The sequence below is a fragment of the Halomicrobium sp. HArcel3 genome (assembly GCF_058933135.1).
The window spans coordinates 1-26,287 of the sequence record NZ_JBZYDN010000001.1; the positions used below are offsets into that span (position 1 = coordinate 1).

19 protein-coding genes are annotated in these 26,287 nt (G+C 66.7%); 13 read left to right on the forward strand and 6 right to left on the reverse strand.

Going from position 1 to position 26,287, the window contains the following annotated elements; all coding sequences use genetic code 11:
* The 11 genes from AC5FRV_RS00005 to AC5FRV_RS00055 form a co-directional block, all read left to right on the forward strand.
* A partial coding sequence (locus AC5FRV_RS00005; RefSeq protein WP_493559087.1) for a TrmB family transcriptional regulator sugar-binding domain-containing protein occupies positions 1-869 on the forward strand: 869 nt, incomplete at its 5' end.
* Between the two features lie 409 nt (positions 870-1,278).
* Positions 1,279-3,021 (forward strand): cellulase family glycosylhydrolase, encoded by a 1,743-nt coding sequence (locus AC5FRV_RS00010; protein WP_493559088.1) that lies wholly within the window; start codon positions 1,279-1,281, stop codon positions 3,019-3,021.
* A gap of 61 nt (positions 3,022-3,082) precedes the next feature.
* A complete protein-coding gene (locus AC5FRV_RS00015; protein WP_493559089.1) occupies positions 3,083-4,900 on the forward strand; it encodes a cellulase family glycosylhydrolase in 1,818 nt (605 codons plus the stop codon).
* Between the two features lie 351 nt (positions 4,901-5,251).
* A complete protein-coding gene (locus AC5FRV_RS00020; RefSeq protein ID WP_493559090.1) occupies positions 5,252-5,686 on the forward strand; it encodes a hypothetical protein in 435 nt (144 codons plus the stop codon).
* Complete coding sequence (locus tag AC5FRV_RS00025; RefSeq protein ID WP_493559091.1) at positions 5,683-7,563, forward strand: sialate O-acetylesterase; 1,881 nt, start codon at positions 5,683-5,685, stop codon at positions 7,561-7,563. Before AC5FRV_RS00020 ends, AC5FRV_RS00025 begins: the two co-directional genes overlap by 4 nt.
* Before the next feature lie 190 nt (positions 7,564-7,753).
* Complete coding sequence (locus AC5FRV_RS00030; protein WP_493559092.1) at positions 7,754-9,061, forward strand: PKD domain-containing protein; 1,308 nt, start codon at positions 7,754-7,756, stop codon at positions 9,059-9,061.
* 76 nt (positions 9,062-9,137) lie between these two features.
* A complete protein-coding gene (locus tag AC5FRV_RS00035; RefSeq protein ID WP_493559093.1) occupies positions 9,138-11,675 on the forward strand; it encodes a cellulase family glycosylhydrolase in 2,538 nt (845 codons plus the stop codon).
* Positions 11,676-11,707: 32 nt separating this feature from the next.
* Entirely contained in the window at positions 11,708-13,654 is a 1,947-nt protein-coding gene (locus AC5FRV_RS00040; protein ID WP_493559094.1) for an endo-1,4-beta-xylanase, read from the forward strand.
* A 171-nt stretch (positions 13,655-13,825) separates the two neighbouring features.
* Positions 13,826-15,772 (forward strand): glycoside hydrolase family 5 protein, encoded by a 1,947-nt coding sequence (locus AC5FRV_RS00045; protein ID WP_493559095.1) that lies wholly within the window; start codon positions 13,826-13,828, stop codon positions 15,770-15,772.
* Between the two features lie 138 nt (positions 15,773-15,910).
* Complete coding sequence (locus tag AC5FRV_RS00050) at positions 15,911-17,746, forward strand: hypothetical protein (RefSeq protein ID WP_493559096.1); 1,836 nt, start codon at positions 15,911-15,913, stop codon at positions 17,744-17,746.
* An 84-nt stretch (positions 17,747-17,830) separates the two neighbouring features.
* Positions 17,831-18,679: a VOC family protein gene (locus tag AC5FRV_RS00055; protein WP_493559097.1), complete on the forward strand. Its 849-nt coding sequence runs from the start codon at positions 17,831-17,833 to the stop codon at positions 18,677-18,679.
* Between the two features lie 290 nt (positions 18,680-18,969).
* Here the strand turns inward: AC5FRV_RS00055 and AC5FRV_RS00060 are convergent, their stop codons facing one another.
* The gene (locus AC5FRV_RS00060) at positions 18,970-19,878 is read right to left on the reverse strand and encodes an RIO1 family regulatory kinase/ATPase domain-containing protein (protein ID WP_493559098.1); all 909 of its coding nucleotides are present in this window, start codon (positions 19,876-19,878) and stop codon (positions 18,970-18,972) included.
* A 116-nt stretch (positions 19,879-19,994) separates the two neighbouring features.
* On the opposite strand from AC5FRV_RS00060, the gene AC5FRV_RS00065 reads away from it, so the two are divergent.
* Complete coding sequence (locus AC5FRV_RS00065; protein ID WP_493560136.1) at positions 19,995-20,339, forward strand: DUF8062 family protein; 345 nt, start codon at positions 19,995-19,997, stop codon at positions 20,337-20,339.
* Positions 20,340-20,356: 17 nt separating this feature from the next.
* On the opposite strand, the gene AC5FRV_RS00070 is transcribed toward AC5FRV_RS00065, so the two are convergent.
* From AC5FRV_RS00070 to AC5FRV_RS00085, 4 genes are all read right to left on the reverse strand, one after another.
* Complete coding sequence (locus tag AC5FRV_RS00070; RefSeq protein WP_493559099.1) at positions 20,357-20,836, reverse strand: acyl-CoA thioesterase; 480 nt, start codon at positions 20,834-20,836, stop codon at positions 20,357-20,359.
* Positions 20,833-21,366: a peptide-methionine (S)-S-oxide reductase MsrA gene (gene msrA / locus AC5FRV_RS00075; protein ID WP_493559100.1), complete on the reverse strand. Its 534-nt coding sequence runs from the start codon at positions 21,364-21,366 to the stop codon at positions 20,833-20,835. Before msrA ends, AC5FRV_RS00070 begins: the two co-directional genes overlap by 4 nt.
* A 774-nt stretch (positions 21,367-22,140) precedes the next feature.
* Entirely contained in the window at positions 22,141-22,350 is a 210-nt protein-coding gene (locus AC5FRV_RS00080; protein ID WP_493559101.1) for a heavy-metal-associated domain-containing protein, read from the reverse strand.
* Positions 22,351-22,412: 62 nt separating this feature from the next.
* The gene (locus AC5FRV_RS00085; protein ID WP_493559102.1) at positions 22,413-24,068 is read right to left on the reverse strand and encodes an NADH-quinone oxidoreductase subunit D; all 1,656 of its coding nucleotides are present in this window, start codon (positions 24,066-24,068) and stop codon (positions 22,413-22,415) included.
* 86 nt (positions 24,069-24,154) lie between these two features.
* On the opposite strand from AC5FRV_RS00085, the gene AC5FRV_RS00090 reads away from it, so the two are divergent.
* Positions 24,155-24,847, forward strand: a complete 693-nt coding sequence (locus tag AC5FRV_RS00090) for a helix-turn-helix domain-containing protein (RefSeq protein WP_493559103.1) — start codon at positions 24,155-24,157, stop codon at positions 24,845-24,847.
* A gap of 44 nt (positions 24,848-24,891) precedes the next feature.
* On the opposite strand, the gene AC5FRV_RS00095 is transcribed toward AC5FRV_RS00090, so the two are convergent.
* A complete protein-coding gene (locus tag AC5FRV_RS00095; RefSeq protein ID WP_493559104.1) occupies positions 24,892-26,262 on the reverse strand; it encodes a hypothetical protein in 1,371 nt (456 codons plus the stop codon).
* Positions 26,263-26,287 lie beyond the last annotated feature (25 nt).

A 26,287-nucleotide genomic window follows, 5' to 3' on the forward strand; every position in this document is an offset into this window, starting at 1 on the left:
TGCACGCGCGCGCGTGCGACCCAGTCGAGTTCATCGAGGACCTCCACCACAAGAGCGCACGCCTCTCCGACGTCGCCTCGGAGATCGAGGACCGGTGGGAGCACTCTCCCCTCGGCGAACACGAGATCAACGTGACCAAACACGCCCAGACGGTCCTCGACCACGCGGAGGCCAAGATTCGGGACGCGGAGTGGGTCGTCGACCTCGCCGTGACCGACCGGCAACTCGCCGACCTGGAGGGGGCGCTTGAAGCGGCCGTGGCGAACGACGTCGTCGTCCGCGCGTCGGTGTACTCGGAAGCCGGGGAGTCGTCCATCCTCGACGGCCATCCGGTGACCGACGTCGTGACAGAGATCAGGGCCCGATCCATCAGCGGGCCGTTCCTCGCGGTGATGGACCGGACGGTGGCCTGTCTGGCCCCGACCGAGCGGATGCCGGACCCCTACGGCGTCGTCGTCAACGACGAACTCATCTCCTTCATCTTCCAGTGGTACTTCCAGACCTGTCTCTGGGCGGTGTGGGAGACCCACGACCAGCGCCGCCGGTATCCCGTCCGGTACGTCTCGCTCAAGGAGTTCGTCTGTGACGTCTACCCGGTCTGGTGGGAGGACGCGGTCATCTCCGTGACTGTGGAGGGAATCGACACGACCTCGGGCGAGCAACGGGTCGTTTCGGGCGTCATCACGGACGTTCTCTTCCCCGGCAAGGACCTGACGGGTACCGCCCCCGGCCTGATTCAGCTGGCGGGACAGGCGACGGTGGTCGTCCAGACGCCGGACCGGGTGTGCACGGTCGGTGGATGGGGCGCGCTCATCGAGGACGTCGAGGCACGTCGTATCACCATCGACGCGATCGAGTGGCCTGCCTGATCCGGTTAGCTCACTCGCCACTTCCGTTCTCGACGCACCGCGCCTGACCGCGAGCGGCGCCCACGTGCGACGCCGGTTACCTGCGAATTGCGTGTCAGGTAGACACTTTTACGCGAGTTAAAATGATGGTGGAACTGACAGTGTGCCCACTTTCGTCCACGATATGGCTGGAATTCGAACTCTCGAAGTCATATATGAATAATTACCTGTGGGGAAAACAATAGTAAATTACCAGATTGCTTATACTAGGTGTGAAAAACACAATACTGCTAAGAACGGCGGTTAGAGCGTTTTTAGGACGTTTTTAATATTCTAAAATAATTAACCCATCAGTATAGGAAAGTATTTTATATGGTCCTGTATATAGTATGGCAATACGCACCGTCGGGTGCGTGTAGAAGGGGTCACAATGACAGACCGAGAGACTCCCCCGAAAGGGGATAGAGAGGCATCGCTGTCCGACCAATCGAAGCCCGGAGGGAGCACCCTCAGGCGGGACTTCCTCAAGAGCAGCGCCGTGGCCGGCGCGCTCGCGCTCGGGGCGGGGTCGTTCGCCACCGGTGGCGCGTCCGCTGGTATTCCGACGCCGCGGCTCCATCGAGACGGGAACCTGATCAAGGATCCGGAGGGCAACACCGTCACGCTGCGCGGGGTCAACATCGCCGACCCGAAGCGCATCAACGTCACCTCGCAGGCGCGCGGGATGACCGCGACGCAGGTGATAGACATGCTCACCGACGAGAGCAACGGCTGGTACAACCGGGCGATCCGCGTCCCGGTACAGCCCGTCGACATCGGTGAGTACGAGCCCGGTTCCGGCCCGCCGGTACCGGCGTTCGACGAGACTCAGCTGGAGAGCTACCTCACGAATCACCTCGACGAGGTCGTCCAGCACTGTGCGGACCGTGGCGTCTACTGTATCATCGACTACCACCGCCACCGGGACGTCCAGTGGGCCGAGGGCCAGGACGGGCCGGTCAACACCGAGCTCCAGGACGAGGTCGACATGTTCTGGGACATCGTCGCGCCGCGGTACGCCGACCAGTCCCACGTCCTCTACGAGGTGTACAACGAGCCCACCGAGCCCGGGATGTGGGAGGACCCGACGACGACGCAGTGGGTCGCCGACATCTGGCAGCTCTGGCTCGAGATGGCTCAGCCGTGGGTCGACACCATCCGCTCGCACGCGGACAACCTGATCCTGATGGGGTCGCCCAGCTGGTCACAGAGCCCGGAAGGCGCCCTCGTCGAGGAGTTCGACGGCGAGGACATCGCCTACACCTTCCACATCTATCCGGGGCACAACTCCAGTCAGAACAACGACTGGGAAGACGCCTCGAACAACGGCGAGGGCGTCGCCGGCGTCTACGAGCAGGCACCCCTGTTCGTCACCGAGTTCGGCTGGGAAGAGAACGCCGGCGAGTACATCGGCGGGACCGACTCCGGCTACGGCGAGGCTATCCTCGACTGGATGGAATCCAGCGAGGCGATCCACTGGACCGCCTGGTGCGCCGACCCGGTCTGGCGCCCAGTGATGTTCAGCCGGCCGTTCGCCGACAACGCGAACGACTCGGTCGGCGATCCGTACAACGGGGCCGTCCCCGAGGCCTGCGCCGACCTGCCCTGTGAGTGGGAGCTCACGACCGGCGATGGCGGCATGGGTGACAACGTGAAGAACGCCCTCGAGCAGTACCGCAACGACGGGCTTCCGGGCGACGTCACCGTGACGTCCACCCCGGACACGGATACACCTGAGACGGACACGCCGGAAACCGATACGCCGGAGACGGACACGCCGGACACCGACACGCCAGATACCGATACGCCCGATACAGACACGCCGGACACGGATACGCCGGAGACGGACACGCCAGATACCGATACGCCGGTGTCGGGCGACCTGATCGCGTCGATCGATCCGGGGACGATGTCGGCGTCGACCGGCGACCTCGTCCAGTTCTGGATCACCGACGAGACGGGCAACAGCACCTGGATCACCGACCTCCAGTGGGAGCTGGGCAACGGGTCGACGGGCAGGGGCTGGTACACCGACGAACGCTACCAGTCCGCGGGCACCTACACGGTCACTCTCACCGCCACCGACAACGAGGGCAACACGAGCACCGATTCGGTGGAGGTCACCATCTCCTGACCGGATCGGCACGATTCGACTCGCATAGCGACGCAACTGACCGACTACCAACGACAACACAATGTCAAAGCAAAACGCGAACGACGGCGGCGAATCGAACGGACGACGTATCGACAGCGTCTCGCGACGCGACGTACTCAAGGCCACGGGGGCGACGGCGCTCACGGCCGGCCTGGCGAGCAACCTCGTCGGGTCGGCCGCTGCGGTCGGCATCCCGACGCCGCGACTACAGCGCGACGGCAACCAGCTCGTCGATCCGAGCGGGAACCAGGTCATCCTCCGCGGCGTGAACATCGCCGACCCGGCCCGCGTCACTCGCAGCTGGCGGAGCAAGGACTCGATGGCCATCTTCGAGAAGGCGACCAACACCGACGAGTCCAACGACGGCGGCTGGCACAGCCACATCATCCGCGTGCCGACCCAGCCCCAGGACATCGCCGACGGCGGCTCCGGTAGCGTCGGGGACATGCCCCACGGCGACGACTGGGGCCCGCTCCTCCCCGGACAGTTCGACGAGTCCCATCTGGAGACGTACTTCTCCTCGTACGTCGACCCGCTCGTCGACGCCGCCGAGGAGAACGGCACGTATATCATGATCGACTATCACCGGCACTTCCCCATCTTCCACCAGCCACAGCACGAGGAAGACCTCGGTGACTATCAGTGCGGGAACGAGAGCTTCCCGAACGACATCGGTTTCTGTGGCGAACGGGGCGTCCTCTGGCACGGCGAGGACCAGGCCGACCAGCTCGACGGCTACACCGAGGAGTACGCCGCCGAACTCAACCAGGAGCTCGAGCTGTACTGGAACTTCGTCGCGCCCCGCTACGCCGACCGGGAGCACGTCATCTACGACATCTTCAACGAGCCGACGGGCCCGTACGCCGGCGACTGGGGCTCGCCGACCTCGCTTCCGAACACCGGCGAAGAGGGATCGGAGAACCCCTCCTACGACGACTCCGCGAACCAGCAGTACTGGGACATGTGGGTCGACCGAGCGCAGCCGTGGGTCGACATCGTCGAAGAGAACGCGCCCGCGAGCGTCAAGACCATCGGTTCCCCGCGGTGGAGCCAGCTGACCTACTGGGCACCGACCAACGAGTTCGACGGGGACAACATCTGTTACACGGGCCACGTCTACACCCACGAGGGCATGCGCCCGCTGTCGGACTCCTTCGGCACGGCGGCCGAAGAGGTTCCCGTGTTCTTCAGCGAGTTCGGCTGGGCCGAAGGCGGCGGCAAGGACGGATTCAACTTCCTCGAAGGGACGGCCGACGAGTACGCCGACGACTTCGAGAGCTTCCTCGACGAGTATCCGGTCCACCCCATCTGCTGGAACTTCGACCACACGTGGGAACCCGCGTTCTTCCAGCACGAGTCGAGCCAGGACGGTTCCTGGGAGATCCACCCGTACCAGGACCGTCCCGGCCAGTGGTGGCAGGAGTACCTCGCGGCCAACGCGGAGAACGACATCCCCGGCGAGAGCGACGACGACACGACGACGGAGCCGCCGACGACGACAACGACGACGTCGACGCCGGAGACGGACACGCCGGACACCGACACGCCGGACACCGACACGCCGGAGACGGACACGCCGGACACCGACACGCCGGACAGCGGCGACCTGGTCGCCTCCATCCGGCCCAGCACGACGTCGGCGTCGACCGGCGACCTGGTCCAGTTCTGGATCACCGACGAGACCGGCAACAGCACCTGGATCACCGACCTCCAGTGGGAGCTGGGCGACGGGTCGACGGACAGTGGCTGGTACGCGGACAACCGGTACAGTTCCAGCGGCAGCTACACCGTCACCCTGACCGCGACGAACAACGAGGGGACTTCGAGCACGACCTCGGTGGAAGTCTCGATCTCCTGACGACCGACGCGATAGCAGTGACGACGCCGCGCCACGTGACGCGCGGGCCGTTCGGCCCAGGCAGGGGGACTCGGTCCCGACCACACCGGTCGGACCCGAGCGCTGGTGGCCGAACCGACGCGGCGGCCGACCGCCCCGTCCGGCGGTCGCCCGCCCCGGGGTAGCGAACGCCGGTTCGCCGGTTCCGGGGCGACCGACTCGCCGCCGTTCGATGGCGGCGCACGCCGGGCCCCGGTCACCGGAACGAATCACGCGACCGACCACGTCACTCCCGGCTATCGTCGGGCACGTTACGGGGGTAACTGCCGCCCGACGGCCACCGGGGCTGGCCGACGCAGACACGAGACGACGATGACAGAAAACGACGCGACCGGACCGAGATCCGACGCGAGTGGACCGACGAGCGGACACAGATCGCACGGCGAGCAGCGGGACGGGAGCGCCGGCGAACCCGATACCACGAGCAGGCGGGCGTTCCTGCAGGCCGTCGACACCGGAGCCCTCGTCGGGAGCGCCGCTCCGTCCGCGGACCGGGCGCACGCCGACGACTTCCTGACTGTCTGCGAGACGCTCGATTCCGATTTCGTGTGCCCGCGGGCTTGCTGCTCGGACGAGGCCAGTCACTGTCGCCAGCCGAACCCGGACGTCTACGACGAGGTGGGGTTCCAGCACGCACGAAATCGACGGGATACGACTCGAATTGCCACACGATTGCTCGACGCACCCGCGACGACGCCCCGGTGGTCGGGGCCGACCAGGCGGGCGACGCGAACGAACATTACATGACACGACGGACAGACAGCACCGACGAATGGGGCGAGGGACCGAGTAGCGACGCCGACTATGGCGGAACGAACGAGCGAGACGAGACCGGGGGAACCCAGCATCGACGCGACTTCCTGAAGGCGGGGGCGACGGTCGGCGCGGGCGCGTTCGCGCTCGGACTGGGCGAACAGGCGTCCGCGGCCACCGAAACCGACCCGTCGGACCTCGACATCTACCTGCTGTTCGGCCAGTCGAACATGGAGGGGGCGGGTCCGATCGAGGAGCAGGACCGGGAGACGCATCCGCGGATACACGTCCTCGCGGACCTCGACTGTTCGAACCTCGGGCGCGAGTACGGCGAGTGGTACCTGGCCGAACCACCGCTCAATCGATGTAACGCGGGGATCGGCCCCGGGGATTACTTTGCGAAGACCGTGATTCAGGAGATGTCGGAGGACAGGGGTATCGGCCTCGTCCCCGCGGCCGTCGGGGGCGCCGACATCGCGCTCTTCCAGAAGGGCGCGCCCATCGGCCGGAACGACCGCAACATTCCGTCGCAGTTCGACGGCGGCTACCAGTGGCTGCTGGACCTGGCCCAGAAGGCCCAGCAGGTGGGGACGATCAGGGGCATCCTGTTCCACCAGGGTGAGACAGACACCAACGACCAGGAGTGGACGTCGGACGTGGCCGGTATCGTCGAGAACCTCCGTTCCGATCTGGGTATCGGCAACGTCCCGTTCCTCGCCGGCGAGATGCTCTACGACTCGCAAGGCGGGTGCTGTGGCTCGCACAACACCGAGGTCAACGAACTTCCGGACGTGATCCCGAACGCCCACGTCGTCTCGGCCCAGGGACTGGCGGGCCAGGATTACGCCCACTTCACGACGGAGGCCTACCGGGAGTTCGGCCGGCGCTACGCCGACGAGATGCTGGAACACGTCGACGTCGGCGGGACCGGCGGCACTGGTGGCACCGGCGGCGATTCGGGCGGTGACGGCGGTGGAGACTCGGGCGGTGACTCTGGCGGAGACAGTGGCGGCGGCTCCGGCACCCAGCAGCCGTACGACGGCTCGCCCCACGCCGTTCCCGGCACCATCCAGGCCGAGGAGTACGACGAGGGCGGCTCCGGCGTCGCTTACAGCGACAACACCGCCGAGAACGAGGGCGGTGCGATGCGGACCGACGAGGCAGTCGACATCACCTCCAACAGCGCCGGGTCGGGCTACGGCATCGGCTACATCGAGTCCGGCGAGTGGGTCGAGTACACCGTCGACGTCCAGCAATCGGGCGAGTACACACTCGAAGCGCTCGTCGCCTCCGATTCCGGTGGTGGATCCTTCCACCTCGAGGTGAACGGCCAGGACGTCAGCGGGACCGTGGACGTTCCCGCCACCGGTGGCTGGGATTCCTGGGAGACCGTCTCCACCGCCGGCGTCTCCCTCGACGCCGGACAGCAGGTCGTCCGCGTCGCCATGGACGAGAGCTGGTGGGACCTCAACAACGTCTCCCTCTCGCTCGACAGCGGCAGCGGCTCCACTGGCGGCAGCGACGGTGGCAGTTCCAGCGGCGATTCGGGCGGAAGCGGCGGCGGTTCGGGCGGTAGCTCCGGTGGATCCGGCGGTAGCACCGGCGGCGGAACCGGCGACCTGATCGCCGAGATGGACCCGAGCACGACCACTGCGAGCGTCGGCGAGCGCGTCACCTTCGGCGTCACCGACACGACCGATTCGAGCACCTGGATCGACTCGCTGTCGTTCGACTTCGGCGACGGCGCTTCGGCTACCGGCTGGTGGGCCGAACACGCCTACGACTCGGCGGGGAGCTACACCGTCGCACTGACCGCGACCAACAACGAGGGCAGTTCGACGACCCACGAGGTGACGATCACGGTGTCGTGAACCGAGCTACCGCTCGCCTGGACGGCTCCCGGTCTCCCGGACCGGACGCCGTGGCTCGGCGGGTGATTCGAACGAGAACCGACGACCTATCCCACGCTCGACCGTCGTGGGACGAACCGCCGCTCTGCGGCACGTTCCCGACGGTGACGGCTGGGATCGCGAGATAAACGCACGCAGCTGATTCACACCAATGACACGAGACACGACCGACGAAGGAATCGACGAACGACTGACCGACCCGGCCGACGAACGACCGGCCGACGGCGACGGCCGGGCTCCGCTGGCGAATCCCTCACGGCGGGACGTCCTGAAGGCGAGCGCCGCGGTCGGCGCCGCCGGCCTCGGACTCGGCCTGGGCAACTCCGCCACGGCGGCGACGGCCGAGGAGATCTGCGACTCGGAGTACGGCCAGATCGACGTCGGCGGCGGGTACAGCGTGATGGACAACCAGTGGAGCATGTCGAACGTGCCCCAGTGCGTCTGGCTGAACGACGACGGGAGCTACGGCTACGACTTCGACGCCTCGAACGCCAGCGGCGGCCCCAACTACCCGGAAGTGTTCATCGGAACGCGCCCGTGGGGCGAGGACACCGGCGTCGCCGAGTTCCCCATCCAGCGCCGCGACGTCGACCAGCTTGAGATGGCGATCGACGCCGACTACAGCCAGTCCGGCGGCGAGTGGAACTGGGCAGAGGAGTGGTGGCTGATGGAACAGCCGCCGGGCCAGGAGACCGGGACCCACGTCTACGAGATCATGTTGCTGCTGGACTGGAACGACCAGCACAACCACGGCGGGATGGAGAACGAGGCCGCCTGGACCGACCAGTACGGCAACACGATCGACCACTGGACCACCTACGACGGCGGCGGTACGGACGCGACGTTCCCCATCTTCCGCGTCCAGGGCGGGTACGACGGCAGTCGGATCGACATGACCGAGATCATAGACTACGTCAGCGCCGAATTTGGCGCCTCCGGGGACCTCTGGCTCTCCGGCATCGAACTCGGCAACGAGTACTGGGAGGGCGCCGTCGGCGAGACGACGTACAACGCCTTCGAAGTCACCATCAACGGCTCGACGTACACCAGCGGGAGCGGTAGTATCGAAACGCCGGAGACGGACACCCCGGAGACGGATACGCCGGAGACGGACACACCAGAGACCGATACGCCAGAGACGGACACGCCGGAAACCGATACGCCAGAGACGGACACGCCGGACACCGACACGCCGGAGTCAGGCGATCTGGTCGCGTCTATCCGTCCCAGCACGACGTCGGCGTCGACCGGCGAGATGGTGCAGTTCTGGATCACCGACGAGACGGACGGTGGCACCTGGATCACCGACCTCCAGTGGGAGCTGGGCGACGGCTCGACGGACAGCGGCTGGTACGCCGATGCCCGGTACGACTCGTCGGGAAGCTACACCGTCTCGCTGACCGCGACCGACAACGAGGGCAACACGAGCACCGACGAGGTGACCGTCCAGATATCTTGACCGAACTGCCGCGCTCGCGACCGACGAGCGGCGACTCGAATCGAGACGCAACCGACGGCACGGCGGCCTGCCAACGATGACAACTGACGAGACACCACACGACGCGGCGGGGGGAACAGAGGACGACCAGACGCGAGCGATGGAGCAGACGGGTGAGGGGGGAACCACCAGGCGGACCGCGCTGAAGACCATCGGCGCGTCCGTCGGTGGGCTGGCGCTGACGGGCAGCGTCGACACCGCGGCCGCGGTTCCGACCCCGCGGCTCCACACCGACGGGAAGTGGATACGGGACCCGAACGGGAACGAGGTCCAGCTCCGCGGCATGGCGCCGGCCGACCCGGCGTTCTACCGGCGGACCCACTCGAAGAGCTTCGAGGAGGTGCTTCGGTGGGCGACCGACGAGTCTCGCGGGTGGCACCCGAACGTCGTCCGCCTGCCGTTCACCCAGGACAACGTCGACTACTACGGCATCGACACGCTGGTCGAGGAGTTCGTCCGGCCGTCGGTCGACCTGCTGGCCTCGCGGGACGTGTACGCCCTGGTCGACTTCCACCTCATCAGGCCCTACACCCAGGAGGCGACCGAGACGTACAACTCCGAGAACGAGGACACGCTCGACCCCATCGACGACGTGATGCGGACCTTCTGGAACGCGGTCGCCCCGGAGTTCGCCGACGACGAACACGTCATCTACGAGCTGTTCAACGAGCCGACCCGGCCGGGGATGTACGGCGACGACGCGGGCGCCTGGCAGACCTGGCGCGACGCCGCCCAGCCGTGGGTCGACCTCGTCCGCGAGCACGCGCCGGAGACGCCGATAATCATCGGTTCGCCCCGGTGGACGTCGCTGACGCACATGGCACCGGAGTACCCCTTCGAAGGTGACAACCTGATCTACGCGGCCCACATCTATCCGGACAACGGCGCACCCTCCGAGTTCGACCAGTACTACGGCGAACCCGCCAACGACGTCCCGGTCGTCGTCACGGAGTTCGGCTGGGACCCCGCCGGGGGGAACATCGACCAGGGGACCAACTCGGAGTGGGGCCAGCCCTTCCGCGAGTGGGCCGAGGGCTACGAGAACATGGGGTGGATCTCGTGGTGTTTCGACGACAGCTGGGCGCCGACGTTCTTCGACTCGCCGGGCGAGGGCGCGAACGAGCCCTGGACGCTCAAGGACGGCGACGAGCAGATGGGCGGCTTCATCAAGACCTGGCTGGCGGAGACCCAGGACGACAGTATCCCGGAGAATACGATCGACGATACCATCGCGCCGCCCACTCCCTCGAACCTCACCGTCACCCGGACCTCGGAGATCAGCGTCGAGGTGTCCTGGGACGCCGTGACCGACGAGGGCGAGGCCGGCCTCTCCCACTACGTCCTCTCCGTCGACGGCGAACCGAACCAGGAGGCCCTTCCCGACACCACGTCGGCGTCGGTCACCGACCTCGACCCGGCGACGACCTACGAGATAGCCGTCAGGGCCGTGGACGACGCCGGCAACGAGTCCGGCCCGGCGACGGTCATCGCCGAGACCATCGCGACCGACGCCGAGCAGTCCGCGTTCAACGGTCCGCACACCATCCCGGGCCGCATCCAGGCCGAGGACTTCGACGAGGGCGGCCAGGGCATCTCCTACTACGACACCACCTCGTCGAACCAGGCCGACGGCTCCTACCGCGACGCTTCAGTCGACATCGGGACGTCGGCCGAGTCCGGCTACAACGTCGGCTACATCGACTCCGGCGAGTGGCTGGAGTACACCGTCCAGGTCGACTCGGGCGACGGGCTGGTCACTCACGTCAACGCCGCGGCCGGTGAGGGCGGCGGCGGCACCCTCCGGATCGACGTGGACAGCGAGACCGTCGCCACCCAGGACGTCTGGCAGACCGGCGACTGGACGAACTGGGAGGAGATCCGGGTCGGGAGCCTGGACCTCCCCGAGGGCGAGCACCTCGTCCGGATAACCGCAGAGTCCGGTGCCTGGAACTTCGACTGGATCGAGTTCGGCGATGGCGAGGGTGGCACGGGGACTGAAACGGAGACTGAGACTGAAACGGAGACGGAGACGGAGACAGAAACTGAGACCGAGACGGAAACGGAAACTGAGACCGAGACCGAGACGGAAACGGAAACTGACACTGAGACAGAGACGGAGACCGATGACCCGTCCGGAGGGACGCTGGTAGTCAACGACTACGACGGCAGTCCGTCGTGGTCGTCCGGCTGGAACGACCTCGGTCAGTGGTGTGGGGCCGGGTCCTTCGAGAACGGTGGCGGCGAGGTCGAAGACGGCGCACTGGTTCTGGAGTACGACAACGGCGGCTGGTTCCAGGAGCAGATCAATCGGGACGTGAGCGAGTACTCCTCGCTGGTCTTCTCGGTCAGCGGCGCCAGCGGTGGCGAGGAATCGGAGGTGGTGTTCAGCATGGGCGGGGCCCGCGGCCTGCTCGCCGACGTCACCGACGATTCGATCGGAACGACCACTGCCGACGTGGCGGTCGACCTCGATTCGGCTGGGGTCGACACGTCCTCGTCGAGCCTGGCCCTCCGCCTGAGCTTCTGGCAGGGCGGCGCCAGTACGCTCGAAATCGACGAGATCCGACTCGAATAGTGGAACAAACGACAGACGTTCGAGACAATTCAATGACGAACGACGATACACGCGACGACGGGGAACCGACGGACGAACAGACGGGGATCGAAACGGCGAACGGGCCGACCGATATCGACGGCGCAGACGAACCGACGGCGGCCGAAGTCACGGCGGAGGCAGACGGCGTCCTGGACTCGATCGACCGTCGGGATTACATGAAGGCGGTCGGCGCAGCGGCGGCCGCCAGCGCCATCGGCGGCGCGGCGTCCTCGCCCGCGACGGCGGAGACCGCCGACACCTCGATCAGCGTCGACGAGCGGATCCAGGAACACCGCACCGGAGACCTGGAGATCACGGTCCAGAACGCCGACGGGTCGACGGTCTCCAGCGCCGACGTGACGGTCGAACAGCAGTCCCACGAGTTCGACTTCGGGACGGCCGTCAACGCCAACACCCTGATCAACAGCTCCAGCGAGGGGGACAACTACCGGGAGTACATCCCGGAGCTGTTCAACACGGCGGTGATGGAGAACCGGCACAAGTGGGACTTCTGGGAGAACGAACAGCAGCTGGCCGACGAGGCGACCCAGTGGATCCTCGACCAGGGGCTGGACATGCGCGGGCACGTCTGCCTCTGGGGCCGTGAGGACGTCGCTGCCATTCCCTCCGACATCCAGACGGCCATCGACAACGAAGACGCCGAGACGATCCGCACCCGGACGATGGACCACATCGAGGAGATCATCACCCACTACGGCGACGACCTGACCGAGTGGGAAGTCGTCAACGAGGTGATGCACGTCTACCAGATGCAACTCGGCGTCTATGGCGACCAGATCGACACCGAGGAGCCCTGGACCGGCGAGGTCGTCCCGTGGACCTCGGACCTCCTGGCCGACTGGTACAGCCAGGCGGCGGACGTCATCGAGCAGAACGGCTACGACCTGGACATCGCGGTCAACGACTTCAACCAGTTCGCCTACGGCTACACCGACGACCGGTACGTCTCCCAGATCCAGCACCTGAACGACAACGCAACGGACATCGACATCGTCGGACTGCAGGCCCACGTCGCCGCTCGCCAGGGCGAGTACAACTCCAACGACGACCCGGACGGCCGCATCTCGGCCAGCCAGGTCGTCCAGGAGATGAACAAGTGGGCAGACCTCGGTGCCCGCCTGAAGATCACGGAGTTCGACACGTACAACGGCGACGACTGGAACAGCGACCAGGAACGCGCCGACATGCTGGAGAACTACCTCCGTGGCGCGTTCTCCCATCCGGGCTGTGACGCGTTCATCATGTGGGGCTTCTGGGACGGGCGCCACTGGGAGAACGAGGCGCCGCTGTTCTACGACGACTGGTCGGAGAAGCCGGCCTACGACGTCTGGACCGGCCTCGTCTTCGACGAGTGGTGGACCGACGAGTCCGGCACGACGGACGGGTCGGGAAGCTACTCGACGAGCGCCTTCCTCGGCGAACACGAGGTCACCGTCAGCACCGACAGCGACTCGGCGACGACGACAGTCTCGGTCACCGACACCGGCACGACGTCGGTCACCATCGACGTCGAGGGTGATGGCACAGGTACCGAGACGGAGACTGATACGGAGACGGACACGGAGACTGATACGGAGACGGACACGGAGACTGACACCGAGACGGAGACGGAGACAGATACCGAGACGGAGACGGAGACAGATACCGAGACGGAAACGGATACCGAGACGCCGACCTCCGGTGACCTGATCGCCTCCATCGACCCCGGGGCGACGTCCGGGTCGACCGGCGACCTGATGCAGTTCTGGATCACCGACGAGACCGGCAACAGCACCTGGATCACCGACCTCCAGTGGGAGCTTGGCAACGGGTCGACCGGGAGGGGCTGGTACACCGACGAGCGCTACCAGTCCGCTGGCACGTACACGGTCACCCTCACCGCCACCGACAACGAGGGCAACACGAGCACCGACGAGGTGAGCGTCCAGATATCGTGATCTGAACGGGACGGCTCCGTCGGCGGCGACGACGCTACAGGCGCAGTCGGCTGCCGTCGACGGACACCGACGGCCGCCAAGCCGCTCGTTCACGAGGGGCCTGCGGTGGCGAGACGACGGGCGACACCGAGAACCGGCGAACGACTGCTCGACGACGCGGAATTCAGACAAATGACACGACCGACGGACGACGCCGACGGCACGGGGGAACAGGACGACGGAACGAGCGCGGATAGCGACACCAGCCCGCGGAGAGACGAGCGAAGTGAGCTCACAGATTCCATCAGCGGCGGCTCCCGGCGCGACTTCCTGAAGGCGACCGCCGGAGCCAGCGCCGTCGCCGCGGGCATCGGCTTCGGCGTCAGCGGTTCCGCGTCGGCGGGTATCCCGACGCCGTGGCTCGAACGGGACGGGAACCTCATCAGGGATCCCAGCGGCAACGAGGTGATCCTCCGCGGGGTGAACATCCCCGACCTGAAACGGCTGAACTCGGACAACTACTACTCCTACAGCGTCGACGAGTACATCACCTGGGCGACGAACGGCAACTCGCCGCCGGGGACGGAAGAGGAGAACGGCTGGTACTCGCGGGTGATCCGTCTGCCGTGCCAGCCGGTCGACATCGGCGGGCACGACCCCGGCGCGGCTCCGCCGGCGCCCGGCTTCGACCAGAGCCAGCTCGACAGCTACCTGGAGAATCACCTGCGGCCGGCCGTGGAGAAGTGCGCCGAGCAGGGCGTCTACGCCATCGTCGATTACCACCGCCACCGCGGCGAGCACGACGAGACGCTCCACTACACCAGCGACGAAATCGACGAGGAGATCCGGATGTTCTGGGAGACGATCGCGCCCGAGTTCGCCGAGGAATCCCACGTCCTCTACGAACTGTACAACGAACCGACGGCGCCGTACGCCGACGAGACCGACCCGACGTCGGACTCTCAGGCCGCACAGGAGACCTGGACCACCTGGAAGGAGACGGCCCAGCCGTGGGTCGATCTGATCCGCGAGTACGCGCCGCGGAACCTGATCCTCATCGGCTCGCCACGCTGGAGCCAGTGGACGGCCCAGGCGCCAAACGACGAGTTCGAGGGCGACAACCTGGCTTACACCGGCCACGTCTATGGGCAGGAGAACATGCGGCCCCTGTCGGCGTCCTTCGGCGAACCCGGGGAGGAAGTGCCGGTGTTCATGACCGAGTGGGGGTACAAGAACGGCCGCGCGCCGTACCTCTCGGGGACGACCGACGAACAGGGCCAGCAGTTCCAGGAGCTGTTCGACAACTACCCGCTCCACCCGGTGCCGTGGATCTTCGACTTCCGGTGGACGCCCCAGTTCTTCAACCGGGAGTCCCGGGACGATTTCGAACTGCTCCGGAACAACGACACCCACGGCGGCATCGTCAAGGACATCCTCTACGAGAACCGGAACTCGGACCTGCCGAGCGGCGGCGGCGGTTCGACCACGACGACGGACACGCCGACGACGACCACAGTGCAGCCGACCACCCCGCCGCCGACGACCACGACCGAACCGCCGACGACCACGACCGAACCGCCGACGACCACGACCGAACCGCCGACGACCACGACCGAACCGCCGACGACCACGACCGAACCGCCGACGACCACGACCGAACCACCGACGACGACCACGACGGAGCCACAGACGCCGGACGGCACCGCGCTCCTCGTCAACGACTACGACGGGGACCCGGCGTGGTCAGGCGAGAACGACCTGGGTAACTGGAACGGTGCGGGGTCGTTCGCGAACGACGACGGCGAAGTGGTCGACGGGGAACTCGTCCTGGAGTACGACGGCGGCGGCTGGTTCGTCGAGCAGGTCAACCGGGACGTCTCGAACTACGACCAGCTGGTGTTCAGCGTCCGCGGTGCCAGCGGCGGCGAGGGGAGCGACTTCGTCCTCGACGTCGGCGGCGCGCGCGCCCAGTTCAGCAGCGTCGCCGGGTCGGCCATCACGACGAGTACCGTCGACGTCGCCGTCGACATGGAAGCCGCAGGGATTGACCGCTCGTCGCCCGGTGAGCTCCGATTCGATTTCTGGGGAGGTGAGAACGGGACGAGCACGCTCTACGTCGACGAGGTGCGTTTCGAGTAAGTCGACTCACCCGCGCTTCGCCCGCTGTCAGCCCGCCCGCCGCAGGCCGGCTCGGCCTAGCGGCACGCTTACTAGATTATAAAATTTATTTACTAGTCCGTTAAATTTATTTTGCCAGAGGGGTTATTGTCACGTGCAATGGTAAAAAGACGAACCATACTCAAAAGCAGCATCGCGTTCGGGAGCCTCGGGTTCGCGGCGACGGCACTCGGTCAGGAGTCCTCGCTCGTGGTCCACTCCTTCGACGGCGGCAGTTATCCGGGGTCGAACGACCTCGGTAACTGGGCCGACGCGGGCAGCTTCGCCAACGGCGACGGCGCCGGCGAGGTAGCAGACGGCGCGCTCCGACTCGAATACGACAACGCCGGCTGGTTCGGGAGCAACGTCCAGCAGTCGGTGGCCGACGCGTCGACGCTGAACCTCGTCGTCCGTGGGGACAGCGGCGGCGAGGAGAGCCACTTCCAGCTCAGCGTCGGCGGCGCCTCCGACCTCCTGTCGAACCTCACCGACGACACCATCGGGACGGAGTGGTCGACGGTGTCCGTCGATCTCTCGGCGGTCGGCGCCGACCCCGACAGCCCACAGGCCGTCCGGTTCAACTTCTGGCAGGGCGCCTCGGGAGCCATCGAGATCGACACCATCGCGTTCACGTCCGGCTCGGAGCCCCCGACGGATACGCCGACGACCACGACGCCTCCGACGGACACGCCGGACACGGAGACGCCCGACACGGAGACACCGGACACGGAGACGCCGGACGACGAGACCGAGACTCCCGACGACGGAGAGCCCACGTGGGACGTCCCGTTCCCGGACCGACCGCCGGAGCCGGACACGCTCCCGTCGGACATCACGGGCAGTACGACGGTCGCCGAACTGTACGAGCACTTCGACGACCCGTACTACGTCCCGCGTGACTTCCTGGACTACCTGCCCGGCGAGACGTCCTCAACCGGGCAGACCTGGACGGACTCCGAGAAGGCCGACGAGTTCAACTACGACGTCGCGGCCGTCCAGGACAACGTCCAGGACGGGTCGCTGACCCTCGACCAGCTGGGGACCCAGGCGCTGCCGTACGTCCAGCAGCTCGCGGACAACGACTTCCCCGCGCACGCCACGGTGAAGCTCCTCCCACGGCTGGCGTTGCTGCCCGACGAGACGGAGGACCCCGGCACGCACGACGACCCCGATAACGTCTGGAGCGAGACGGCTGGGCCGACCGCGGCGACGAACGGCCCGGGCCAGTTCATCCAGGACCGCTGGCCGACGGACGCCCGGTCCTACCAGCCCGACGAGGTCCGCGTCCGCGACCGGGTCCACGACCAGCCCGAGTACGACGACACCCGCGAGTGGGGGAACTCGGCGGACCTGCCCGACGACGTCGTCAACAACCCGGACAACCCCATCCACGACATGGTCGCCGACAAGGTCGACCCGCGGACGGGTAGTTCGCTCGGCGGGGACGGGTTCACCGCCAACGCGCCGATGGAGGCGAGTATCGAAATCCACGAGAACGGCGGCAGCTACTGGAACCAGTACATCGTCCTGAAGAACACTAGCGAGGTGCCCTACTTCCAGGACGGCATGGTCATCACGTGGCTCGGTCCGTCGGGCGACGCCGCGAACCTCGCTGACGGCCACTGGAACAACCCCCACCGGCCAGCCCAGTCGCTGGGTCACCCCCAGCGCGACGTTATCGAGGTCATCCACCCCGACTACGAGGGCCTCTCGTCGTACGCCGTCCGCTGTGCGAACCACGACGAACCGTACCACATGCGGACCATCTACCCGAACCAGCAGGTCGCGATGGAGGTCGGCACGCCCGCGAACCTGGACCAGTGGTCCTCGGCCTCTGAGCGCCAGGACCTCGTCGACACGATGCTCGACTCGCTCCACGTCGAACTGGAGACGAACCTCAGCCGGAACGACCGACTCATCGACGAGATCGACCTGAAGTACCGCGTGCCCAACTGAACGGGACGCGACGCCGGTCGACCCTGGAGCGATAGCGGTTGACTCTCCCCACATCATTTCTTTCCGGCGCTCGAGTACTCTCCCATGGAGAGCACAGACGCTGTGATGCCGGCGAGTGCCCACGTCGGCCGCGTCGGACTGACCGTGAACGACCTCGACGCAGCGGTCCGGTTCTACGCCGACGTGGTCGGCCTCCGGGTCCAGTCCCGCGAGAAAGACCGGGCCACGCTGGGGGCGGACGGCGACCCGCTCGTCGTCCTTCGCGCCGACCCGGACGCTCCGGAGCGCGGCCGCGGGGAGGCGGGCCTCTTCCACACCGCGTTCCGCCTGCCTACGCGTGGGGCCCTGGGGGACGCACTGGACCGGGTGCAGGAACGGTGGCAGTTGTCGGGGGCGTCGGACCACCTCGTGAGCGAGGCGCTGTACCTCTCCGATCCGGCGGGAAACGGCGTCGAGATATACTGGGACCGCCCGCGCGAGGAGTGGCCAGTCACCGACGACGGTCACGTCGGGATGGACACGCTGCCACTCGATCTCGACGACCTGCGGGCGGCAGCCGCCGGTGGCGACGCCGCGCCGGACGGAGCCGACGTCGGGCACGTCCACCTGGAGGTGACGGACCTGGCCGCCGCCCGGGAGTTCTACGTGGACTGCCTCGGACTCGACGTTCGCCAGCGGTTCGGCGATTCAGCGCTGTTCGTCGCCGCGGGCGAGTATCACCATCACGTCGGCCTCAACACCTGGAACGGCCGGTCTGAACCGGCGTCGGCCGGCACACGGGGGCTCGACTGGTTCGAACTCGTCGTGCCGGACGACGAGGCGTTCGAGGAGGTCCGGTCTCGGCTCGACAGCGGTGGAGCGTCCCTCGAGTCGACCGACGACGGCCTGGCAGTCTCTGACCCCGACGACATCGGGGTTCGACTCCGTCGGTAGTCCTGAACGTCAGTAGCGCTGAACCGGGGCTTCGAGAGCCAGTTTCGACCGCCGAATCGCCGCGAAACCCCGGGGGTGGTCGCCCCCACGGCCGTAATTTCCAGCCGTAATTTTCCGAATCGCCCGATTTCGGGAGCGACAGCGCTTCGTTCGCAGGTTTGAGAACAGTCGGTAGCGTTCTGATCAGTACTGATTTCCTATAGCGTTATATAGTTTATAAGTAGTGACAGATCCGCCCCTGTCGTGGCGGTCGCTATTCGGTGATCGGCAAAATTCGGGGAAAAGCGGCCTCAGCTACGGTGGTCGTCGAGCGCGTCGAAGCTATCGTCGGCGATGGCGGCGGCCAGGCCGGCGACGTCGACTTCGTCGACGAACTGGGGGTACTTGCGGCTGAAGTAGCCGACGACGTTCGTCACGTCGCGTTCCAGTAGTTCGCGGGCGTTCTCGTGGTCGGTGGGGACGGCCTGGGGCCAGTCGAAGACGGTGACACCCTCGCTGGAGACGAAGACGTTGTACTCGCTCATGTCGGCGTGGACGAACCCCTCGGCGTAGGCCGTCTGCATCTCGTCGAGGACGAGTTCGAGGACGGGGACGACCTGCTCGTCTTCGAGTTTCGTCCGCGCGAGTTCGACGCCCTCGATCTTCTCCATCACGATGGCGTGGCGGTTCTGGTCGATTGGCTGGGGGACGCTGACGTCGGGGTACAGCGTCTCCAGGGCCTCGTACTCCCGCTCGGCGGCCTTGCGGGCGGTGTACTGCCAGGAGACGTGGTCGCGGTCGGACGTGTACTCGCGTTCCTTCTGGACCTCGCGGAAGTTGGTGTACCCCTCGCGGTGGAACTTCAGCGCGAGTGGCTTGTACGAGCGCACCTCGTAGACGTCGCTCTCCTTGCCGACGCCGAGCGGCGCGCCGAATCCCTCTATCGTCCCGCGCTCGACCAGGGTGTGCAGCGCCAGGGCGTCGTACCCCTCGAACGTGAGTTTGAATCCCTCGTACTGGATGGTCTTGCGTTCGAGAAAGCCCCGGTCCTCGCAGCGGTCCAGCCGGTAGTCGACGTTCTCGGCGGTGAGCCGGGAGAACTTCGGAATCTTCTCGCGGTCGACGTACTCCGAAAAGCGCATCCCCTGCTCGACGCCCGAGAGGAGGTGGAAGTCCTCCGCCTCGAGGTCCGCCATCTCGCTGGCGACGTTCTGGACCATCGACCGGCCGTAGACGCCGGACTCCTAAAAGGACAGCGCGTTGCCGCCGGAGGGTGATTCAAGGGGCCGGGTCGCCAATTTCATCTGTGACAGACCCAGACGACGGGACGGGTGACCTGCCCGGGGAACCGGGCGGACCGGCCCGCTCGCCGGCGACAGACGACCTCACCGTCTCCTGCGAGCGGTGCGACCGCGAGTGGGACCTCTCGGACGAGCTCCAGGCCGTCGGCAACCAGGCCTTCGAGCAGTTCGCACTGGACCACCGCCGCCACACCGGTCACTTTCCCGATAGCGTCGAGACCTGGCGAGCGAGTTGTCGTAACTGCCCGGAGGAGGCCGAGCGCCTCGACGAGGGCGCAGTCCACCGCTGGGCCGAGACGCACGCCCGTCACACGAGACACGACGTCGAGATCAGGCACGCGACGGCCGAGGAAGTCTCAGTCGTCGAGGGCGGAGCGTAGGCGTCGCGGCGGTCCGCTCAGAGCCCTTCGAACGAGGAAATTCGCTCGCGCCAGCTGTCCGGAAGCGGTCGCGACGCGCCCGCCGCGCGGTCGTAGGCGACCATCGTCGTCGTCCCCTCCGCGGCGACGTCGCCGTCCGAGCGGACCTCGTACTCGATGGGGAAACTCGAGCCACCCAGCCGCGGGACGCGGACGCTCACCGTTACGGCCTCGACCAGGCCGACGGAGTGGCGGTACTGGATGTCCAGGCTGGCGACGACGATGCCGACGTCGTCGCCCTCGGCCGACTCGGCGGCCAGCGACCGGGCCTCGTCGCCCAGCACCGCGTCGAGGTAGTCGATCCGCGCCTCCTCCAGGTAGGTCGCGTAGGTCGCGTTGTTGACGTGCCCGTAGGTGTCGACGTCGGAGTAGCGGACGTCGACCGTCGTCTCGAACGAGAACACCCCCGTCGTCCCGTCATCGGCGTCGGGGCCGCCGGCCTCGCGCTCGTCGCTCACGCCGCCATCAGCTCCTGGAACTGCTTGCGGACCTTCTCGACCTTGGGGGCGGCGTTGACGGAACAGTAGGCGTCGTTCGGGTTCTTCTCGAAGTAGTCCTGGTGGTACTCCTCGGCCTCGTAGAACGTCTCCAGCGGCGCGATCTCGGTGACGATGTCGTCGTCGTACCCCGACTGGATGTCGTCGACGAAGGCCTCGACGGCCTCGCGCTGGGCCTCGTCGTGGTAGAAGACGGCCGAACGGTACTGACTCCCCACGTCCGGGCCCTCTCGGTCCTTCGTCGTGGGGTCGTGCGTCGAGAAGAACACCGTCAGCACGTCCTCGTAGGAGAGCACGTCCGGGTCGTACTCGACCTGCACGCACTCGGCGTGACCCGTCTCACCGCGACAGACGGCCTCGTAGCTCGGATCCTCGACGTGCCCGCCGGCATACCCCGAGGTGACCCGCTCGACGCCCGCGAGTTGCTTGAACACGGCCTCGGTACACCAGAAACAGCCGCCCGCGACTGTTGCGACCTCTGTGTCGGTCATTACCACCGGTTGGGCGCCTGGCCACTAAACCCTCACTCTCGACGGATCGTTCTTGTTGGTCGTCTCTCGATTTCGCTGCCTGATCTGATGGATGGTCGGTACAGGTGAGCTACGTATCGATTGGTGGGTGTCGGCGTGAGTGCCGTGAGCATGAATTCAAACTACTCGAAAGCCCTCGGCACGCTTCGCGGCCGCTCAGCGGGATACCCTCACGTCCGTTCGGGTAGTGCCCGCTGAGCGACTGCCCTTTGGCGCGACCGTGCCTCGCCCTTTCAGTCCGCCAGGAACTGCATCGCTCGCGCGATGAAACGCGCTCGCGATTAATACCGCCAAACCTCCCCGGTCGCGCCTGGCGGCGCGATACGCTTCCTTATTACTCCACCGTCAGAACGAAGTTCTGAGGAGCATCGCCTCACTACGTTCTGCTCAACGCAACCGCCCGGCCGGGAGCGCGTCCCCGAGCAGACGCGAGGGGCGTGCGACCAGGGGAAGGGCAGGGCTGCGGTGTTGTGCAGTCCTCGGAGGGCTGAAAGGGCGAGGCGGGCTCTGGGAACCCCGGGCCTACAAGCACCGCAGCGAAGCGAGGAGCGCAGTAGGTCCGCGGGACCGGAGCCCGCCGAGGGGTTTCTGGTTGTTGGCAGTGCCGGTACCGATTTCAGAGAGCGCGCCGAGGGCTTTCTGGCTGGTGGCGGTAGCATTTCTTCCATCGAGATCACGACGAACCACCCACTCACTTCACAACTCTACCGAGCAATCACCTCGAATCGGTCACGTTCAGAACGTCGACGGGTAGCCGGCCGCTTCGACGGCTTCGAGCAGCTCTTTCAACTCCGTCGCCGCGGGGTCGAACCGGATGCCGACGACGCCGGTGGGCGAGGACGTCGCCACCCACTGGACGCCCGGGAGGTTGATGAGCGCCGACGTCACCGCCCGTTCCGCGTCCCGTGAGCGGACGCCGGGGACGTCGAGCGCGACCTGTTGCATGCGAATAACTACGAAGTTCTCAGCAATACTATTTTGGGGACCACGGGAAGACGGCGTGGTGACTACCTGTCGACTTCACCCATGATTGTGTCGAGGCTGCCGATAGTGGCCACCAGGTCGGCGACGAACTCGCCACGGCCCATCACGGGAAGCGCCTGGAGGTTCGAGAACGACGGCCCGCGGATCTTGAAGCGGGCGGGCGTGTCAGTGCCGTCAGAGCGGATGTAGATGCCGAGTTCGCCCTTCGCCCCCTCGACGGCGCTGTACACCTCCCGGTCCTTCTCGGGTCGGAGCGTTCTGGGGACGTTCGACTGGAGCGTGCGCTCGTCCTCGGGCCACGATTCGAGGAGGTCGACGCACTGCTCGACGATGCGGGCGGACTGCTCGACCTCCCCCATCCGGACGAGCAGCCGCGCGAGGTTGTCACAGCCGTCTTCGGTGACGACGTCCCACTCCAGTTCGTCGTAGTAGCCGTACGGGTCGTCCCGGCGGAGGTCGTAGTCGACGCCCGACCCGCGGGCGACGGGCCCCGTGCAACCGAACTCCTTCGCGCGTTCCGGCGGCAACAGTCCGGTGTCCATCGTTCGTTCCTGCAGAATCTCGTTGTTCGAGAGCAGGTCGTGGTACTCGACGACTTTCTCGGGGAGGCCGTCGACGAACTCGCGAATCTTCTCGAAGAACGCCGCGCGCGGTTCGGGGACGTCCCAGGCGACTCCGCCCAGGCGGAAGTAGTTGAACATCAGGCGCTGGCCGGTCAGGTCCTCCAGGATATCCTGTATCAGCTCCCGGTCCCGGAAGGCGTACATCCACGTCGCGTTGAACTCGCCGACGACGTCGAGCGCGTACGCGCCCAGCGCCAGGAAGTGCGACAGCATCCGGGACAGCTCCGCCGACATCGTCCGGAGCACCTGGGCGTATTCGGGCACCTCGATGTCGGCCAGTCGCTCGGCGGCGCGAGCGTAGGCCCACTCGTTGCACAGCCCCGCACCGCCCCAGTCCCACCGGTCGGGGTAGGGCATGATCTGGTGGCGATAGGTACCCTGCTGGCACATCTGCTCCTCGCAGCGGTGGATGTAGCCGATGTCTGGTTCGACGTCGGCGACCACCTCGCCGTCCAACTCGACGAGGAGGTGGAGTACGCCGTGGGTCGAGGGGTGGTGTGGCCCCATGTTCAGTAGCATCGTGTCGGGCCCCACCTGCCGATCTTCCATGATCCGTTCGTGCTCACGGTAGGTGACGATCTGTGGCTGGTCCTGGTCGTAATCGTCGGTCAGCGGGTGACCCTGCCACGTCTCCGGCAGGAGGATCCGTCGGAGGTCGGGGTGGTCCTTGAACGTCAGGCCGAACAGGTCGTAGGCCTCTCGCTCGTGCCAGTCGGCGGTCTCGTACACCGGCGCCGCCGACTCGTTGCCCGGATCGTCCTTCGGCGACGGGACGACCACCGACACCTCGTCGGTCGGGTCGTCGTACGTCCTGAGGTGGTAGATGGCCTCGAACCGGTCGCCGTACTCCTGGGCCGTGACGCAGGCGCAGTGGTCGTAGCCTGCCTCATTCTTGAGCGCCGTGAGGACGTCCTGGACGGCGTCGGCCCGGACCACCACCGCCGGCGCGTTGACGTGCCCCTCGTATCCTACTACGGCATCGTCCGGAAGGCTGTCCGGCAAGTCGTCGAAACCGGCCTCCTCCGTCCTCGTACCCTGTTGCTGCGTGGCTTCCATCGTCCGAAACTCGGGCCGGAACGCCCCTCGCGTTTCTGCCTCAGCAGTGGGGTGGATTTATACGAGGTGGCTGTCAGCAGTCCCGCATGAAGTACGTCCGCCTGGCTCTGGACCAGGACCCCGAGGTCCGCCACCCCATGCACCAGTTCGTCGTCGCACACGACGGGTACGAGGTGTCGCGCCTGCTAGAGGTGAGCTACAGCCAGTTCGGCGGCGACGCCGACACGGGGTTCGGCATCCAGACTGCGCTGTTCCACGTCACCGGGTCGCCGATCGAACCCTACGAGGCCGCCCTGCAGGGGACCGAGGAGGTCATCGAGTACGAGATCTCCCACCGTGACGACGAGTCGTTCTACCTCTACGTTCGCGGCGAGCACACCGACGCCGACGACCGCCTTGTCGAGGCGTTCAGCCAGCAGGGCCTCGTCCTGATGATGCCGGTCGAGTTCCGCGCCGACGGCACGATGCGTGCCACCGTCATCGGCCCCGGCGAGACGGTCCAGCGCGCCCTCGACCAACTTCCCTCCGCGTTCGACGTCGACGTCCGTTCCATCGGCGAGTACGACGCCCGCTACTTCGCCACTGGCGGCGACCTCACCGACCGCCAGTACGAGGCCGTCGAAGCCGCCGTCGACTGTGGCTACTACGAGGAACCACGTAGCGGGAGCGTGGCTGACGTGGCGGAGGTGCTGGGGTGTGCCCCCGGGACAGCGGCGGAGCATCTCCGCCGGGCCGAGGCGTCGGTGATGGCCGACGTCGTCTCCGACCGGCTCTCCTGACCATCGGCCGCGTTCGCGAGCGGGCTGGGGGATCCGGACAGCCGCTACTCTCGTCCGGAACGGACCCGAACTGCCAGAACCGCGAGCGGGATGGCCGCGAGGACGGAGACGACGGCGCCGGCGCCCATCAGCAGGATCAGGGGCCCGAACGGCCGAGTCGCGACGGGAACCCGGACGACTGCGGCCAGGAAGAACGCGAACACGGCGCCAATGAATCCGGAGACGATCGTCCAAGCGGTCCGGGTCGAGCGCGGTCCAGCGACCGCGAGCCCGAACGCCGGCGCGACCGCCACGGGGAGGTGGTATGCGGTCTGTTCGAGCACGGTCCGGGCGGAACTGCCGTGCGCCCAGGCGGTGGGCTCGATGGCCGTGGCGACGACCCCGGCTCCGAGCGCGGCGACGACGCCCACTTCGAGTGCATCGCGTACCGACTCCAGGCGGTCGGGCCGTCGCCGGTCGACGAGGGCGGTCACGAGATAAATTGTCGCCAAGCCGCCGTACCACGCTGGCTCGTGAACACGCTGTGCCAGCACGGCCGCGAGGATACCGACGAGGCCGAGCCCGGCAACGACGCCGCCAAGTCGCCCGGAATCACCGGATCCGGCTCTCCGGACCACCGCGACGCCACCGAGCAACAGGACGCCGTAGATGGCCGTCGGTGGGAGGACGTACAACTTGACGTTCTCCAGCCAGAGGGGCGCGGTGGCGAGCGCGACTGCGCCACCGGCGTGGTACTCGCTGGTGTCGGGCGGTCCGTACACGAGGTAGACGTTCTGAAAGATGAACGAACCCCAGTCCGTCGCCGGCCCGGTCCAGGTGACTCGCCGGCCGTCCACGTCCGGAACGCCCGGTGCGTCGGCAGTGTCGGCGTGAATGGTCTCGTTCGGTTCGTTGACCAGCTCCGTCCCCGGCGGGCCGACGACGGTGAACCGGTCGGCGTTGAGAAGCCAGCCGCCCCTGACCCCGCCTTTGTGGAGCGTGCCCGCGACGGTGAGACCGAGTCGTGATTCGCTGGCGTCGCGCTCTCGGAACCGGACCGTGACGTTCCTGTCGTCGACGGAGGCGGTGACAGACGTTCTCGGTACTCTCGTTCCGACGGGGGGTTCGTACCCCTCCGTCGCAGCCGCCCGGGCGACGCGGTGGAGCGCGGCGGGTGACTCGGTGAACTGGTCGGCAGCGGACTGGTCGACGCGATTGGTCACGACCCACGTCGCGGACCCGTTCTCGTGGACGTACACCGTCGCCGTGCTGTGGGTCACGCTGGCTGGCACTCCCTGTTCGCTGGCGGCGTCTTCGAAGGCGTCCCCGCAGGCGCCACAGACGTTGTCGGGCCCGCTACTCGCCATCGCCGGGCCGGCGACCGCCACCAGAAAGAACGCGACGACGAGCAGCGCGCGGCCGGCGACCGGTTTCATTGCCCACGTGTGTTCTCGACCGCCC